Raw genomic sequence first — 14,984 nt, 5'->3', positions numbered from 1 at the left:
TCACGCTCCGGAAGGGAACGACTCGCCCATGGCGCGCATGGCCTTCGAGGACTTCGAACCACCGCGGCGGCTGGTGCGAGCGCTCGCCGAGACCCGCCGTCCGGACGACGGGGACGGGACCGCCGAGTGGCTGGAAGGACTCCCTGCGCTGGCCCGACAAGCCGTGGATCTACGCGAGTTGACGGTCGAACGCGTACAAGCCCCAGGCGGGCGGAGCAGTCTGGTGCTGCTGGTGCGGCTCATCGACGACACGCCCGCCGTGCTCAAGCTGGCGCCCGAGCGTGCCCGGCCGGAGGGCGAGCGGGCCGCGCTCGCGCACTGGGACGGGCGGGGAGCCGTTCAGTTGCTGAATCCCGGGGACAGTCATGGCGTGCTGCTGCTGGAGCGGCTGCATCCCGATCTGTCGGTGCGGTCGCTGCCCGAGGCGAAGGCGCTGCTGGAGGCCGCGGCGACCCTGCGCCGGCTGTGGGTCGAGCCGCCCGAGGCGCATGTCTTCGAGACCGTGTCCGAGCGGACGGGCCGGCAGGCGGAGGCCCTGCGGGCGGGCGCCGAGGAGGACCCCGAGGTGCGGGGGCTGGTCGACGCGGCTCTCGGGGTCCGTGCGGAGCTGCTGGAGTCCGCGCCGGAGGAGCGGCTGCTGCACGGGACGTTCCGGCAGAGCAAGGTGCTGGCCGGGGAGCGGTTGCCGTGGCTGGCGGTGGGGCCGGATCCCGTGGTGGGTGAGTGCGCGTTCGATCTGGCCCGGCTGGTGCGCGATCGCGTGGAGGATCTGATCGCCTCGCCGTCGGGGGCGGCGATCACTCGGCGGCGGGTGCGGAAACTGGCCGAGTCGCTGGACGTGGATCAGGAGCGGCTGCGGGGCTGGACGTTGTTCCGGGCCGTGGAGTCGGGGGTGCGGGCTCGGCGGGTGGGGCGGCCGCAGGACGCCGAGCTGCTGCTGGAGTTCGCCGGGTGGCTGTGAGCGGATCGGATGCCGGATGACGGATGGCGCATGGCGGATGACGGGCTGATCCGGTCCGGAGCGTGCGGACGGTGACGGTCGTGCGGACGGCGAGGGTCGTCGGACGGTGACGGTCGTGCGGACGGTGAGGCTCGTTCGGACGGTGAGGCTCGTTCGGACGGTGACGGTCGTGCGTGGCTGGCCGCCTCCGCGCCGCGGAGCCGCACATCGATACAGCCCCGCACCCTGGGGTACCGCCCGTTTCCCCGACCGCAGTGGCGTTCTGTCACGCCCGACGGCCGGGGAACGGTACGGGAGAGGCGAGGTTGCTCAGACCGTCAGGCGGGCGATCGCCTCGTCGACCGTGAGCTCCTCGCGCTCCCCGGTGCGGCGGTCCTTCAGCTCCAGGACGCCTTCGGCGGAGCGGCGGCCTGCGACCAGGATCTTCGGTACGCCGATCAGCTCGGAGTCGGTGAACTTCACGCCCGGGGAGACACCCGCGCGGTCGTCGACCAGGACGCGGAGGCCGGCGGCCCGCAGCCGCTCGGAGACGTCGAGGGCCAGTTCGGTCTGGAGAGCCTTGCCCGCGGCGACGACGTGGACGTCGGCCGGGGCGACCTCGGCGGGCCAGCACAGACCCTTGTCGTCGGCGGACTGCTCGGCGAGGGCGGCGACCGCGCGGGAGACGCCGATGCCGTAGGAGCCCATGGTGACGCGGACGGGCTTGCCGTTCTGGCCGAGGACGTCGAGCTTGAGGGCGTCGGCGTACTTGCGGCCGAGCTGGAAGATGTGGCCGATCTCGATGGCGCGGTCCAGCTTGAGGCCGGTGCCGCAGTTCGGGCAGGGGTCGCCCTCCTGGACCACGACGACGTCGACGTACTCGGCGACCTCGAAGTCCCGGCCCGCGACCACGTTCTTGGCATGCGTGCCCGGCTTGTTGGCGCCGGTGATCCAGCTGGTGCCCGGGGCGACGCGGGGGTCGGCGATGTAGGTGACCTTCTCGCCGAGGCCCTGCGGGCCGACATAGCCGCGGACCAGGTCGGGGCGGCCGGCGAAGTCCGCCTCGGTGACCATCTCGACGACCGCCGGGGCGAAGTGGGCCTCGACCTTGCCCATGTCGACCTCGCGGTCGCCGGGGACGCCGACGGCGACGATCTCGCCGTCGACCTTGACGAGGAGGTTCTTCAGGGTGGCGGAGGCCTCGACGCCGAGGTGCGCGGCGAGGGTCTCGATGGTCGGGGTGTCCGGGGTCGGGATCTCCTCGAGGGCGGGCACGCCGTCGGCGTCGACCGGCTTCAACTCGAACGTGATCGCCTCGGTGTTGGCCGCGAAGTCGCACGCGGGGCAGTCCGCGAAGGTGTCCTCGCCGGCGCCCGCCGGGGCGAGGAACTCCTCCGACTTCGAGCCGCCCATCGCGCCGGCCGTGGCGGCGCAGATGCGGTAGTCGAGGCCGAGGCGCTCGAACACCTTCTGGTACGCCTGGCGGTGCAGGGCGTACGACTGGGCCAGGCCCTCGTCCTCGGTGTCGAAGGAGTACGAGTCCTTCATCAGGAACTCACGGCCGCGCAGGATGCCGGCGCGGGGGCGGGCCTCGTCACGGAACTTGGTCTGGATCTGGTAGAGGATCACCGGCAGGTCCTTGTAGGAGGACGCCTGGTCCTTCACGATCAGCGTGAAGATCTCCTCGTGGGTGGGGCCGAGGAGGTAGTCGCCGCCCTTGCGGTCCTTCAGGCGGAACAGCTCCGGGCCGTACTCGTCCCAGCGGCCGGTCGCCTCGTACGGCTCCTTCGGCAGCAGCGCGGGGAGCAGCACCTCCTGGGCGCCGATCGCGTCCATCTCCTCACGGACGATGCGCTCCACGTTGGCGAGGACCTTCTTGCCGAGCGGCAGCCAGGTCCACACACCGGCCGCGGTGCGGCGGACGTAACCGGCGCGGACGAGGAGCTTGTGGCTGAGCACCTCGGCGTCCGCGGGGTCGTCGCGCAACGTCTTCGCCATCAACTGGGACATGCGCTGGACCGGTGCGTTCGCCATGGTTGTCGTACTCCTGCCGGGGTTTGGTTGATGGCAGGAGGTTAGCCGGGGGGCGGGTGCCCGTGGAAATCCGGTGGTGGCGGCGGGGGGCCGGCGGGGCGGCTACCTGCGGCGCAGGGGCAGGGGGGCGCCCATCACCGCGTACGGCTTGGGGGCGCTGGGGAAGACGACCTGGCGGGCGAGGTCGGTGTAGCCGAGGGAGTGGTAGAGGCCGCGGGCGGGGCTGTCGACGTCGATCGCGGAGAGGATCGAACGGGGTTCGACGGCGCTGTCGGTGATGGTGGTGATGAGGGCGCGACCGACGCCGTGGTTCTGGTGACGGGGGTGGACGTGCAGTTCGGTGATCACGAAGGAGTCGTCCAGCCAGTGGTCGTGGCCGAGGGCGCGGAGGTAGGGCTCGACGACGGTGGACCACCAGTGGGTACGGTCGTTGGGCATGCCGTAGACGAACCCGACGAGCCGCCCTCCGGCCGTGGCGCCGAGGGCTCTGGCCCCCGGGTACGTCATGTGGCGCAGGACGATCTGGCGGCGGACCGCGACCTCGTCGGGGCCCAGTCCGAAGGCTACGGCTTGGACTGCCAGGGCCTCGTCTACGTGGGCGGAGAGGTCCAAGGGGCCGATGACGAGGCTCATGTTGCGGATGCTACAGGGGGGTTCGGGTTGTCCGCGGGGTGCGGGCCGGATGTGGCTGGTCGCGCGCCCGCGGCGGAGCCTCACATCGATACAGCCCCGCGCCACTGAAGGGCGCGGCCCTGCCCGGCGCTCAGAAGTAGTGCCTGTCGAAGCCGATGCTCAGAACAGCACGCTCATGAAGGCGCCCACCTCTTGGAAGCCCACGCGCTGGTACGTGCGCCTCGCGGCCGTGTTGAAGTCGTTGACGTAGAGGCTGACCAGCGGGGCCACGTCGGCCAGGGCGTAGCGGAGGACCGCTGCCATGCCGGGGGCGGCGAGGCCCTGGCCCCGGTACTCGGGGGCGACCCAGACGCCCTGGATCTGGCAGGCCTGGGGGGTGGCGGCGCCGATCTCGGCCTTGAAGACGACGCGGCCGTCGGCGTCGAGACGGGCGAAGGAGCGGCCGGAGCCCACGAGTTCGGCGACCCGGGCCTGGTAGAGGAGGCCTCCGTCGCCGGCCAGCGGGGAGACGCCGACCTCCTCGGTGAACATGGCGACGCACGCCGGCATGATCGTGTCCATCTCGTCCTTGCGGATCCGGCGGACGTACGGGTCGGGGGTGACCTCGGCGGGGTCGGGCAGCCGGTCGGTGACCATGAGGGGCTGGTGCGAGCGGACCTCGCGGGCCGGGCCCCAGCTGGGTTCGAGGAGGCGCCAGAGCTGGGCGGTGGGCTCGGCGGGGCCGACGACCGAGGAGCAGCGGCGGCCGGCCCGGCGGGCTCGGTCGGCGAAGGCGCGCACGGCGCGGGAGGTGGCGCAGATGGGGACGAGGTTGGCACCGGCATAGCAGAGGGAGGTCAGGGCGCCGTCCTCGTACCAGCCCCACATCTCGCCGCCCAGCCGCCACGGGTCCAGCCCGGCGACCTGGACGCGGGAGGTCACGAAGGCGTTCGCGACGGGGTCTCGGTCCAGGACGGCGAGTGCGGCGTCCAGGTCACTCGGTTCGAGGACCCTGGTGGTGGTCTGGGTCAACACGTGCGGGGGCCTCACCCTGGGGTCTGCGCTGGTCTTGGCACGATACCCTGCCGGGCTCGGCGGGGCGCCCTGCGGCTGCGCCGCGGCCGGGCGCCTGACGGCTCGGGGGCTCCTGTGCTTCGGCGGGTGCGGGTGCTTCGTGGCTTGTCGCGCAGTTCCCCGCGCCCCTGGAGGACGGCCTGCGGCCTGCCCTCCAAGAGCAGCGGGTCTCAGCCCGCTACGGCCACCGTCGGCTCGCCCGACGCAACGCCGTCCGCCTCCATCTGTTCGGCGATCTTCATCGCTTCCTCGATGAGGGTCTCGACGATCTTGGACTCGGGGACGGTCTTGATGACCTCGCCCTTGACGAAGATCTGACCCTTGCCGTTGCCGGAGGCGACGCCGAGGTCGGCCTCGCGGGCCTCGCCGGGGCCGTTGACGACGCAGCCCATGACGGCGACGCGGAGGGGGACCTCCATGCCGGTGAGGCCGGCGGTGACTTCCTCGGCGAGCTTGTACACGTCGACCTGGGCGCGGCCGCAGGAGGGGCAGGAGACGATCTCCAGGCGGCGCGGCTTGAGGTTCAGCGACTCCAGGATCTGGTTGCCGACCTTGATCTCCTCGACCGGCGGGGCCGACAGGGAGACGCGGATCGTGTCGCCGATGCCCTCGGAGAGGAGCGCGCCGAAGGCCACCGCGGACTTGATGGTGCCCTGGAAGGCGGGGCCCGCCTCGGTGACGCCGAGGTGGAGCGGGTAGTCACACTGGGCGGCGAGCTGGCGGTAGGCGTTGACCATGACGACCGGGTCGTTGTGCTTGACCGAGATCTTGATGTCGCGGAAGCCGTGCTCCTCGAAGAGGGAGGCCTCCCAGAGGGCGGACTCGACGAGCGCCTCGGGGGTGGCCTTGCCGTATTTCTGCAGGAGGCGGCGGTCCAGGGAACCGGCGTTGACGCCGATACGGATCGGGGTGCCGTGGTCCTTGGCTGCCGCCGCGATCTCCTTGACCTTGTCGTCGAACTGCTTGATGTTGCCCGGGTTGACGCGGACGGCGGCGCAGCCGGCCTCGATCGCGGCGAACACGTACTTCGGCTGGAAGTGGATGTCGGCGATGACCGGGATCTGCGACTTCCTGGCGATCACCGGCAGCGCGTCGGCGTCGTCCTGCGTCGGGCAGGCGACCCGGACGATCTGGCAGCCGGAGGCCGTCAGCTCGGCGATCTGCTGGAGCGTGGCGCCGATGTCGGACGTACGCGTGGTCGTCATGGACTGGACCGACACCGGTGCGTCTCCGCCCACCGCCACGGACCCGACCTGGATCTGCCGGCTCTTCCGGCGCTCGGCGAGCTTGGTCGGAACGGACGGCATGCCGAGAGAAATCGCAGTCATCTGCTGTGCAACCCCAAGTTGTGGATCAGGATCGGGTCCCGGTACGGGCGGGCTCCAGGCTTCGAGATTACGGCACCGGCACGAGCCCGAGCACATCACCGTCCGGCCGGGCCCACCGCGTGAGTGTGCCCGGCCGTCGTGAACCGCGGGTGGCTAGGAGATGCGCACCGGGTTCACGAGGTCCGCGATGAGGACAAGGAGGGTGAAGCAGACGAAGATGCCGGCCACGACATAGGCGACGGGCATCAGCTTCGCCACGTCGAACGGACCCGGGTCGGGCCTGCGCAGCAGCTTCGCCGCGTTCCGGCGCAGCGACTCCCACAGGGCGCCCGCGATGTGGCCGCCGTCGAGCGGGAGCAGCGGGAGCATGTTGAACAGGAAGAGGGAGAGGTTGAAGCCGGCCAGCAGGATGAGGAAGCTGGCGAGCTGCTGGGTGGCGGGGATGTCCATGGTGAAGATCTCGCCGCCGACGCGGGCCGCGCCGACCACGCCCATGGGTGAGTCGGCCTCGCGTTCGCCGTCGCCGAAGGTGGCGTCCCACAGGGCGGGGACCTTGGAGGGCAGGGCGAGCAGGGACTCGACGCCGTTCTCCATCATGTCGCCCATGCGGTCGACCGACTCGCCGAAGGAGAGCGGGACGATGCCGGAGGCGGGGGTGAAGCCGAACCAGCCGGCGGAGATGTACTTGTCGGCGACGTAGCCGCCGTTGCCGTCGGTCTTGCTGACCTGGTTCTTGACGAGGGTGGCGGTGAGGTCGAGCTGCTTGCCGTCGCGGTCGACGGTGACGGTGACCTGCTTGCCGGGGTTGGAGCGGATGTCGGACTGCAGGGCGGCCCAGTCGTCGACGGGCTCACCGTTGAACGCGACGATCTTGTCACCCGGCTTCAGGCCAGCGGCCTTGGCGGGGGCCTCCTCGTCGCCGGACCGGCACTTGGAGCGGTTCTCGCTGGCCTCGATGACGCAGTCCGAGACCTTGCTGACGGTGGTGGTCTGGGTCTGGGCGCCGAAGGTCATCATCACGCCGACGAAGATCACGACGGCCAGCACCAGGTTCATGAAGGGGCCGGCGAACATGACGATGACGCGCTTCCACGGCTTGCGCGTGTAGAACAGCCGCTTCTCGTCGCCGGGCTGGAGCTCCTCGAAGGAGGCCGCGCGGGCGTCCTCGATCATCACGCGCCAGGGGGAGGTCGAGCGGCTCTCGATCCGGCCGTCCTCGCCGGGCGGGATCATGCCGATCATGCGGATGTAGCCGCCGAGCGGGATCGCCTTGACGCCGTACTCGGTCTCGCCCTTCTTCTTCGACCAGAGGGTGGGCCCGAAGCCCACCATGAACTGGGGCACGCGCACGCCGAAGAGCTTCGCCGTCGAGAAGTGGCCCAGTTCGTGCCACGCGATCGAGAACGCCAGGCCGATCACGAAGACCACTATGCCGAGGATGAACATCAGGGTCGTCATGCACGGGCCTCCGCGGTCGTCCGCTCGGTGGGTTTGCCTGTCGAGGTGGTCGGTGTGGTGAGTTCGCGGGCCCTGGCGCGTGCCCAGGTCTCCGCTTCGAGGACGTCCGCCACGGTCAGGGAAGTTCCCGCGGCGGGGGTGCCGTGCTCCTGCACGACCCGCGTGACGGTCTCCATGATCGCGTCGAAGCGGAGACCCCCGTGCAGGAACGCGTCGACGCACTCCTCGTTCGCCGCATTGAACACCGCCGGTGCGGTGCCCGCGAGCTCTCCGACGTGCCGGGCGAGCCCGACCGACGGGAACGCGTCGTTGTCGAGGGGGAAGAACTCCCAGGTGGAGGCCCTGCTCCAGTCGAAGGCGGGCGCCGCGTCGGGGACGCGCTGCGGCCAGCCGAGGCCGATGGCGATGGGGCCCCGCATGTCGGGGGGCGTCGCCTGGGCCATCGTCGATCCGTCCGTGAACTCAACCATCGAGTGGACATACGACTGGGGGTGCACGACGACCTCAATGCGGTCGAAGGGAATGTCGTAGAGCAGGTGCGCCTCGATGACCTCCAGGCCCTTGTTGACCAGGGTCGCGGAGTTGATCGTGATGACCGGGCCCATGGCCCAGGTGGGGTGCGCGAGCGCGTCGGCGGGCGTGACGTCGGCCAGCTCCGCCTTCGTACGGCCGCGGAACGGGCCACCGGAGGCGGTGACGACCAGCTTGCGCACATCGGCGCGGGTGCCGGAGGCGAGGGCCTGGAAGAGGGCGGCGTGCTCGGAGTCGACCGGGATGATCTGGCCCGGCTTCGCCACGGCCTTCACCAGCGGGCCGCCGACGATGAGCGACTCCTTGTTGGCCAGCGCGAGGGTGCGGCCCGCCTCCAGGGCGGCGAGGGTCGGGGCGAGGCCGATGGAGCCGGTGATGCCGTTGAGCACGGTGTGGCAGTCGGAGGCGGCGACGTGGGTGGCGGCGTCCGGGCCGGCGAGGATCTCGGGCAGCGGCTCCCCCGCGCCGTACGCCGTGGCCAGGGCCTCGCGCAGGGCCGGTACGACGTCCTCGCGGGCGACGGCGACGGTCCGCACGCGCAGGCGGTGCGCCTGCTCGGCCAGCAGGTCCACCCTCCCTCCGGCGGCGGAGAGCCCGGTGACGCGGAAGCGGTCCGGGTTGCGCAGGACGAGGTCGATGGCCTGGGTGCCGATCGAGCCGGTCGATCCGAGGATCACTACGTCCCGTACTCCGTCGACCGGGTCGTAGACGAGATGCGGATCGGCGAGAGGGGCTGGACTGTCGCTCATCCCCCCATTGTGGCCGCATCCGGTCTCCGTCAGGACCGCGCGTCCCCCTGATGACCCGCTTCGTGCCGTCTGTGGTTGACGGGGCTGTTTCTCCGTTTGTGAAGCAGGCGTGAAGAAGGGGTGATATGACTTCTGGCCTGTCGGTCCGATTGTCGGATCAACCGACCATGAACGAGGACCCTGGGGGGATCCATGCACAAGCGCGTACGCGCTGCCCTGCCCGCGCTCGCCGGAGCGGTGGCCCTGACCGGCACCCTGCTCAGTAGCCCGGCGGAAGCCGCGGGGGGTGTGGTCATCTACCGGGTCTACTTCGACAGCCCGGGCAAGGACACGCGTTCCAACACGAGCCTCAACGGTGAGTGGGTGCAGATCAAGAACACGAGCTCGTCGGCGATCTCGCTGAAGGGGTGGGTGCTGAAGGACCCCGACAACCACAAGTACACGTTCCCGAACGTCAAGATCGGGGCGAAGAAGTACATCAAGGTCCGTACGGGGTCGGGCACGGACACGAGCGCGACCAAGTTCCAGAACCGCAAGGCCTATGTGTGGAACAACACGAGCGACACGGCGACGTTGTCCAGGGCGAGCGGGACGAAGGTCGATTCCTGTTCCTGGACGACGCGGGACGCCAGCGACAAGTACTGCTAGCCGCGCGCCTTTCGGGTGCCGCGCCCTGCCGTCGGGCGGGTGCGGGGCCGTGGCGGCTGGTCGCGCAGTTCCCCGCGCCCCTGAAGACGGCCCTGCGGGCCGATCTTCATGAGGCGCGGGGCGGCGTGTCAGGTCACTGGATGCGGCGGTGGACGTTCTCCTTCCCGCTCTCGCCCGGTGTCGCGTCCGCGATCCAGGGGCCCTCGCCCGACGGGTCGATCACGCCCTGCTCCAGCCATGCGTAGGCGCCGCCCAGGACACCCTTGACCACCTTGTGGTCGATGTCGTCGGTGTTCGTCCACAGGCGGCCGAAGAGTTCCTCGACGCGGATGCGGGACTGGCGGCAGAAGGTGTCGGCCAGTTGGTAGGCCTCGCGGCCGTGGTCGGTGGTGGTGCGGAGCAGTTCCGCGCGGACGACGGCCGCGCTCATCGCGAAGAGCTCGGCGCCGATGTCGACGATCCGGCCCAGGAAGCCCTGCTTGGTCTCCATCCGGCCCTGCCAGCGGGACATGGCGTAGAACGTGGAGCGGGCGAGCTTGCGGGCGCCTCGTTCGACGTAGCGCAGGTGGGTCGCCAGGTCGGGGTGGCCCGCCGGGTGGAAGTCGCCGTAGGTGCGCGGGAGTTGGCCCGGTCCGGCGACCAGTTTCGGCAGCCACTTGGCGTAGAAGACGCCCGCGTTCGCGCCCGCCTTCGCCTTGTCGGACAGGGACTTCTCCGGGTCGATGAGGTCGCCGGCCACGGTGAGGTGGGCGTCGACGGCCTCGCGGGCGATCAGCAGGTGCATGATCTCCGTGGAACCCTCGAAGATCCGGTTGATGCGCAGGTCGCGCAGCATCTGCTCGGCGGGCACGGCCCGTTCGCCGCGGGCCCGGAGGGAGTCGGCGGTCTCGAAGCCCCGGCCGCCGCGGATCTGGACCAGTTCGTCGGCGATCTTCCAGCCCATCTCGGAGGCGAAGAGCTTCGCGAGGGCGCCCTCGATACGGATGTCGTTGCGGTCCTCGTCGGCCATCTGGGAGGAGAGGTCCAGCACGGCTTCGAGGGCGAAGGTGGTCGCCGCGATGAAGGAGATCTTCTGGCCGACCGCCTCGTGGTGGGCGACCGGCTTGCCCCACTGCTCACGGGCCGCCGACCACTCCCGGGCGATCTTCAGGCACCACTTGCCGGCGGCCACGCAGGACGCGGGCAGGGAGAGCCGCCCGGTGTTGAGGGTGGTCAGGGCGATCTTGAGGCCGGCGCCCTCGGGGCCGATGCGGTTCGCGGCGGGGACCCGGACCTGGTGGAAGCGGGTGACGCCGTTCTCGATGCCGCGCAGGCCCATGAAGGCGTTGCGGTTCTCCACGGTGACGCCGGGCGAGTCGGCCTCCACGACGAAGGCGGTGATGCCGCCCTTGTGCCCCTCGGACTTCGGGACGCGCGCCATGACGACGAGGAGGTCGGCGACGACGCCGTTGGTGGTCCAGAGCTTCACTCCGTCGAGGACGTAGTCGTCACCGTCCGGCACGGCCGAGGTGGCCAGTCGGGCGGGGTCGGAGCCGACGTCGGGCTCGGTGAGGAGGAAGGCGCTGATGTCGGTGCGGGCGCAGCGCGGGAGGAACTTCTCCTTCTGTTCGGGGGTGCCGAACAGTTTCAGCGGCTGCGGTACGCCGATCGACTGATGCGCCGAGAGCAGGACGCCGATGGCCGGGCTGGCCGAGCCGGCCAGGGCCAGCGCCTTGTTGTAGTACACCTGGGTGAGGCCGAGACCGCCGTACTTGGGGTCGATCTTCATGCCGAGGGCGCCGAGTTCCTTGAGGCCGTTGATCACCTCGTCGGGGATCCGGGCCTCGCGCTCGATCAGGGCCCCGTCGACCTTCGTCTCGCAGAAGGCGCGGAGCTTGGTCAGGAACTGCTCGCCGCGCCGGACGGCCTCGTCGGTGGGGAGCGGGTGGGGGTGGATGAGGTCGAGGCGGAACCGGCCCAGGAACAGTTCCTTGGCGAAGCTGGGCTTGCGCCAGGCCTGCTCCCGGGCGGCCTCCGCCACCTGGCGGGCCTCACGTTCTGTGACGACGGGCTTCTTGAGGGGTGGGGCGGACATGAGGCTCACCTCGCCGCGAATCGGGATCTCGTACCGATGGGTACCTGATTGGTTACCGATGGGTGCTACTCGATCGTTGGTACCCGATCCGGGACGACCCCGCCACCCCTCGCGTTCTAAGCTGAGGGCGACAACAGCGCCCTGAAGGGGCGCGGGGAACTGCGCGAGAAGCCCCACGGAACCGCAGCCGCCACCCGACACACCCCCACCCCCTCCCTTGGACGACCGGCGAATAATCGAAGCGCTTCGACAACCTATGGACACCCACTCACCGCCGAGCTACTGTCGAGCCACCCCCACTCGCCCTTGTTCACAGTCAGCGCACCATCGAAGCGCTTAAACACCCTTGGAGAGCTGGATGGTCACCCTCGCCGAGGTCGCCCAGCACGCCGGAGTCTCGGCGAGCACGGTGAGCTATGTCCTCAGCGGCAAGCGGTCCATCTCCGCCGGCACCCGGCAGCGGGTCGAGCGGAGCATCCAGGAGCTCGGCTACCACCCGAACGCGGGGGCCCGCGCCCTGGCGAGCAACAGGTCGAACATCATCGCTCTGATGGTCCCGCTGCGTACCGACATGTACGTGCCGGTGATGATGGAGATCGCCATCGCGGTGGCCACCACGGCCCGTACGTACGGCTACGACGTGCTGCTGCTCACCGGTGAGGAGGGCCCGGACGCGGTGCGCCGGGTCACGGGCAGCGGGCTCGCCGACGCGATGATCCTGATGGACGTGGAGCTCGACGACGAGCGGCTGCCGCTGCTGCGCGACACCGACCAGCCGTCCGTGCTCATCGGGCTGCCCGCCGACACCAGCGGTCTGACCTGCGTCGACCTCGACTTCGGGGCGACGGGCGCACTGTGCGTGGAGCATCTGGCGATGCTCGGCCACCGCGACATCGCCGTCATCGGCGAGGCACCCGCGGTGTACGAGCGGCACACCGGTTTCGCCGAGCGCACCCTCGACGGACTGCGGTCCCGGGCAAGGGAGTTGGGCCTGCGCGTGCTGCACCGGCCCTGCGAGGGCGGCTACGACGCGATGGCCGCGACCCTGGCCCGGATCTTCGACGAACGGCCCGGCACCACGGGGATCGTCGTGCAGAACGAGTCCGCGGTGGAGCCGCTGCTCGCGCTGCTGCGGCAGCAGGGGCGCGCGGTGCCGGAGGACGTCTCGGTGATCGCGGTCTGCCCGGACCAGGTCGCCGTACAGGCATCGGTGCGGCTGACGTCCGTGGCCATCCCCGCCCAGGAGATGGGCCGCCGGGCCGTGGAGCAGCTGGTCACCAAGCTGGAGGGCCGGGACGCCGAGGAAGTGGTGCTCCTCGCCCCCGAGTTGACGGTCCGCGCGAGCACGGGGCCGCTGTCCCCCACCGGCTGAGCCGACGGCGTACGTGAGCCGACGGCATGCGAGCCGGAGCCGTACGCAAGGCACCGCCCGCTTCGATTCCTTCCTTCACTCCTCCCTCCCAGGAGACCTCACGTGAATCAGCCTGCCGATAACCAGACCCCGACGGGTGCGGTCAGCCTCGCCCAGTCCTCCCCCACCGTCGGCACGTTCCGTGAGCGGGACGGTGCCCTGGAGTGGAGCGGACGTCAGGAGACCCTGCGGATCGAGCCCTGGGGCCCGGACGCGGTCCGGGTCCGGGCCCGCCTCGGCGGCCCGGTGCTCGACGGGCTGCCGGGCGCCCTGCTCGACGAGGCCGAGTCCACCGAGAGCAGCGTCAAGATCGAGGACGGGCTCGGGCGGTTGACCGTCGGCGCGCTCACCGTCGAGGTGGACGCGGAGGGCCTGGTCCGCTACAGCCGCACGGCCGACGGGAGCGAGCTGCTGTCGGAGGCCCGCGCCCACTTCTGGTGGCCCGGCCCGCGCCTCTACACGGCCGTCGGCAACGGGTACCACCGCCTGGAGCAGCGGTTCGCCGCGTACGACGACGAGAAGCTGTACGGCCTCGGGCAGCACCAGCACGGGCGGCTCGACCAGAAGGGTCTGGTGCTGGACCTGGTGCAGCGCAACGCGGAGGTCGGCATCCCGGTGCTCACCTCCAGCCGGGGGTACACCCTGCTGTGGAACAACCCGGCGATCGGCCGCGTCGAGCTGGCGGGAAACGGCACCCGCTGGGTCGCCGACTCGGCGCGGCAGATCGACTACTGGATCACCGCGGGCGATCCGGCCGACGCGCAGCGCCGCTACAGCGCGGCGACGGGCCGTACGCCGATGCTGCCGGAGTGGGCGGCCGGGTTCTGGCAGTGCAAGCTGCGCTACCGCACGCAGGACGAACTCCTCGCGGTGGCACGGGAGTACAGGCGGCGGGGGCTGCCCATCGACGTCATCGTGTGCGACTTCTTCCACTGGACGCATCTGGGCGAGTGGAAGTTCGACCCGGCCGAGTGGCCCGATCCGGCGGCCATGGTGCGGGAGCTGGACGAGCTGGGCATCAAGCTGGTCGTGTCCGTGTGGCCGTCGGTGTCGCCGCTGAGCGAGAACCACTCTGTGATGGAGCAGCGCGGGTACTTCATCGGGACGCAGTACGGCCCGATGGCGCACGCCGACTGGCCGGACAAGGAGGTCGCGTCGACGGTCCAGGTGGCCTTCTACGACGCGACGAACCCCGAGGCCCGTGAGTTCGTGTGGTCGCGGGTGAAGGAGAACTACCTGGACCGGTACGGCATCGACGCGTTCTGGCTGGACGCCTGCGAGCCGGAGCTCAAGCCGGGCTTCCAGGAGAACCTGCGCTACTGGGCGGGGCCCGGTCTGGAGGTCGGCAACATCTATCCGGCCGAGAGCGCGCGGACCTTCTACGAGGGGCTGCGGGCGGCCGGCCGGGAGGAGATCGTCTCCCTCAACCGGTCGGCGTGGGCGGGCAGTCAGCGGTGGGGGGCCGCGCTGTGGTCCGGTGACATCGGCACGGACTTCCCCACCCTGCGGCGGCAGATCGCGGCGGGGCTCAACACAGCGTTGTCGGGCATCCCGTGGTGGAACACGGACATCGGCGGCTTCCACGGGGGCGACCCCGACGATCCGGCGTACCGCGAGGTGATGGTCCGCTGGTTCCAGTTCGGGGCGTTCTCGCCGTTGATGCGGCTGCACGGGTTCCGGGAGCCCGGGATGCCGTTGGGGCCGGACATGACCGGCGGGCCCAACGAGGTGTGGTCGTACGGGGAGGAGGCCGGGGCGATCCTGGAGGCGTATCTGCGGCTGCGGGAACGGTTGAAGCCGTATGTGCTGCGGGTGATGCGGGAGGCCCACGAGGAGGGGCTGCCGGTGATGCGGCCGCTGTTCCTGGAGTTCCCCGAGGACGAGCGGGCCTGGTCCGTGGACGACGCGTATCTGTTCGGGCGGGATGTGCTGGTGGCGCCGGTGCTGGAGGCGGGGGCGACGGTCTGGACGACGTACCTTCCGGCGGGGGCGCGGTGGACCGACGCGTGGACCGGGGCGACGTACGAGGGCGGTGCGACCGTGACCGTCGACGCGCCGCTGGAACGGATCCCGGTGTTCCTGCGGGACGGGGTGTCCCTGCCGATCGCCGAGTAGGCCCGCAACC

General features: G+C 70.7%; 11 protein-coding genes. 4 read left to right on the top strand and 7 right to left on the bottom strand.

Annotation, left to right across the window (positions count from 1 at the left end):
- The first annotated feature begins 28 nt into the window (after positions 1 to 28).
- A complete protein-coding gene (locus tag GWK25_RS08975) occupies positions 29 to 961 on the top strand; it encodes an aminoglycoside phosphotransferase family protein (RefSeq protein WP_215449261.1) in 933 nt (310 codons plus the stop codon).
- A gap of 309 nt (positions 962 to 1,270) precedes the next feature.
- Here GWK25_RS08975 and GWK25_RS08970 read toward each other — a convergent pair whose 3' ends face one another.
- The 6 genes from GWK25_RS08970 to dxr all read right to left on the bottom strand — a co-directional run bounded on the left by GWK25_RS08970 (position 1,271) and on the right by dxr (position 8,726).
- Positions 1,271 to 2,974: a proline--tRNA ligase gene (locus GWK25_RS08970; RefSeq protein WP_215449260.1), complete on the bottom strand. Its 1,704-nt coding sequence runs from the start codon at positions 2,972 to 2,974 to the stop codon at positions 1,271 to 1,273.
- 102 nt (positions 2,975 to 3,076) lie between these two features.
- A complete protein-coding gene (locus tag GWK25_RS08965; protein WP_215449259.1) occupies positions 3,077 to 3,607 on the bottom strand; it encodes a GNAT family N-acetyltransferase in 531 nt (176 codons plus the stop codon).
- Positions 3,608 to 3,766: 159 nt separating this feature from the next.
- Positions 3,767 to 4,621 carry a GNAT family N-acetyltransferase gene (locus GWK25_RS08960; RefSeq protein WP_215449258.1) on the bottom strand — a complete coding sequence of 285 codons (855 nt, stop codon included), beginning with the start codon at positions 4,619 to 4,621 and terminating at the stop codon, positions 3,767 to 3,769.
- A gap of 209 nt (positions 4,622 to 4,830) precedes the next feature.
- Positions 4,831 to 5,988 carry a flavodoxin-dependent (E)-4-hydroxy-3-methylbut-2-enyl-diphosphate synthase gene (gene ispG / locus GWK25_RS08955; protein ID WP_215449257.1) on the bottom strand — a complete coding sequence of 386 codons (1,158 nt, stop codon included), beginning with the start codon at positions 5,986 to 5,988 and terminating at the stop codon, positions 4,831 to 4,833.
- A 153-nt stretch (positions 5,989 to 6,141) separates the two neighbouring features.
- The gene (locus GWK25_RS08950) at positions 6,142 to 7,446 is read right to left on the bottom strand and encodes an RIP metalloprotease (RefSeq protein WP_215449256.1); all 1,305 of its coding nucleotides are present in this window, start codon (positions 7,444 to 7,446) and stop codon (positions 6,142 to 6,144) included.
- On the bottom strand, positions 7,443 to 8,726 hold the full coding sequence (gene dxr, locus GWK25_RS08945) for a 1-deoxy-D-xylulose-5-phosphate reductoisomerase (RefSeq protein ID WP_215449255.1): 1,284 nt from the start codon (positions 8,724 to 8,726) through the stop codon (positions 7,443 to 7,445). Before dxr ends, GWK25_RS08950 begins: the two co-directional genes overlap by 4 nt.
- Positions 8,727 to 8,918: 192 nt before the next feature.
- Between dxr and GWK25_RS08940 the strand changes: the two genes are divergently transcribed.
- Entirely contained in the window at positions 8,919 to 9,374 is a 456-nt protein-coding gene (locus GWK25_RS08940) for a lamin tail domain-containing protein (RefSeq protein ID WP_215449254.1), read from the top strand.
- A 133-nt stretch (positions 9,375 to 9,507) separates the two neighbouring features.
- On the opposite strand, the gene GWK25_RS08935 is transcribed toward GWK25_RS08940, so the two are convergent.
- Positions 9,508 to 11,448, bottom strand: a complete 1,941-nt coding sequence (locus tag GWK25_RS08935; RefSeq protein ID WP_215449253.1) for an acyl-CoA dehydrogenase family protein — start codon at positions 11,446 to 11,448, stop codon at positions 9,508 to 9,510.
- Between the two features lie 358 nt (positions 11,449 to 11,806).
- Here GWK25_RS08935 and GWK25_RS08930 point away from each other — a divergent pair, with 358 nt between their 5' ends.
- Both GWK25_RS08930 and GWK25_RS08925 read left to right on the top strand, forming a co-directional pair.
- Complete coding sequence (locus tag GWK25_RS08930; RefSeq protein WP_215449252.1) at positions 11,807 to 12,820, top strand: LacI family DNA-binding transcriptional regulator; 1,014 nt, start codon at positions 11,807 to 11,809, stop codon at positions 12,818 to 12,820.
- 102 nt (positions 12,821 to 12,922) lie between these two features.
- Positions 12,923 to 14,974: a TIM-barrel domain-containing protein gene (locus tag GWK25_RS08925; protein ID WP_215449251.1), complete on the top strand. Its 2,052-nt coding sequence runs from the start codon at positions 12,923 to 12,925 to the stop codon at positions 14,972 to 14,974.
- The last annotated feature ends 10 nt before the right edge of the window (positions 14,975 to 14,984 follow it).

Source organism: Streptomyces sp. ATCC 21386 (assembly GCF_018728545.1).
GTDB lineage: Bacteria > Actinomycetota > Actinomycetes > Streptomycetales > Streptomycetaceae > Streptomyces.
Note: the sequence above shows the minus strand (reverse complement) of the source record. Positions and strands in the feature narration are given on the sequence as shown.

Bases quoted from the DNA above. Each gene is read 5' to 3' on its own strand.
- GWK25_RS08975 (WP_215449261.1), top strand. From the start codon at position 29: ATGGCGCGCATGGCCTTCGAGGACTTCGAACCACCGCGGCGGCTGGTG.
- GWK25_RS08970 (WP_215449260.1), bottom strand. From the start codon at position 2,974: ATGGCGAACGCACCGGTCCAGCGCATGTCCCAGTTGATGGCGAAGACG.
- GWK25_RS08965 (WP_215449259.1), bottom strand. From the start codon at position 3,607: ATGAGCCTCGTCATCGGCCCCTTGGACCTCTCCGCCCACGTAGACGAG.
- ispG (WP_215449257.1), bottom strand. From the start codon at position 5,988: ATGACTGCGATTTCTCTCGGCATGCCGTCCGTTCCGACCAAGCTCGCC.
- GWK25_RS08950 (WP_215449256.1), bottom strand. From the start codon at position 7,446: ATGACGACCCTGATGTTCATCCTCGGCATAGTGGTCTTCGTGATCGGC.
- dxr (WP_215449255.1), bottom strand. From the start codon at position 8,726: ATGAGCGACAGTCCAGCCCCTCTCGCCGATCCGCATCTCGTCTACGAC.
- GWK25_RS08940 (WP_215449254.1), top strand. From the start codon at position 8,919: ATGCACAAGCGCGTACGCGCTGCCCTGCCCGCGCTCGCCGGAGCGGTG.
- GWK25_RS08935 (WP_215449253.1), bottom strand. From the start codon at position 11,448: ATGTCCGCCCCACCCCTCAAGAAGCCCGTCGTCACAGAACGTGAGGCC.
- GWK25_RS08930 (WP_215449252.1), top strand. From the start codon at position 11,807: ATGGTCACCCTCGCCGAGGTCGCCCAGCACGCCGGAGTCTCGGCGAGC.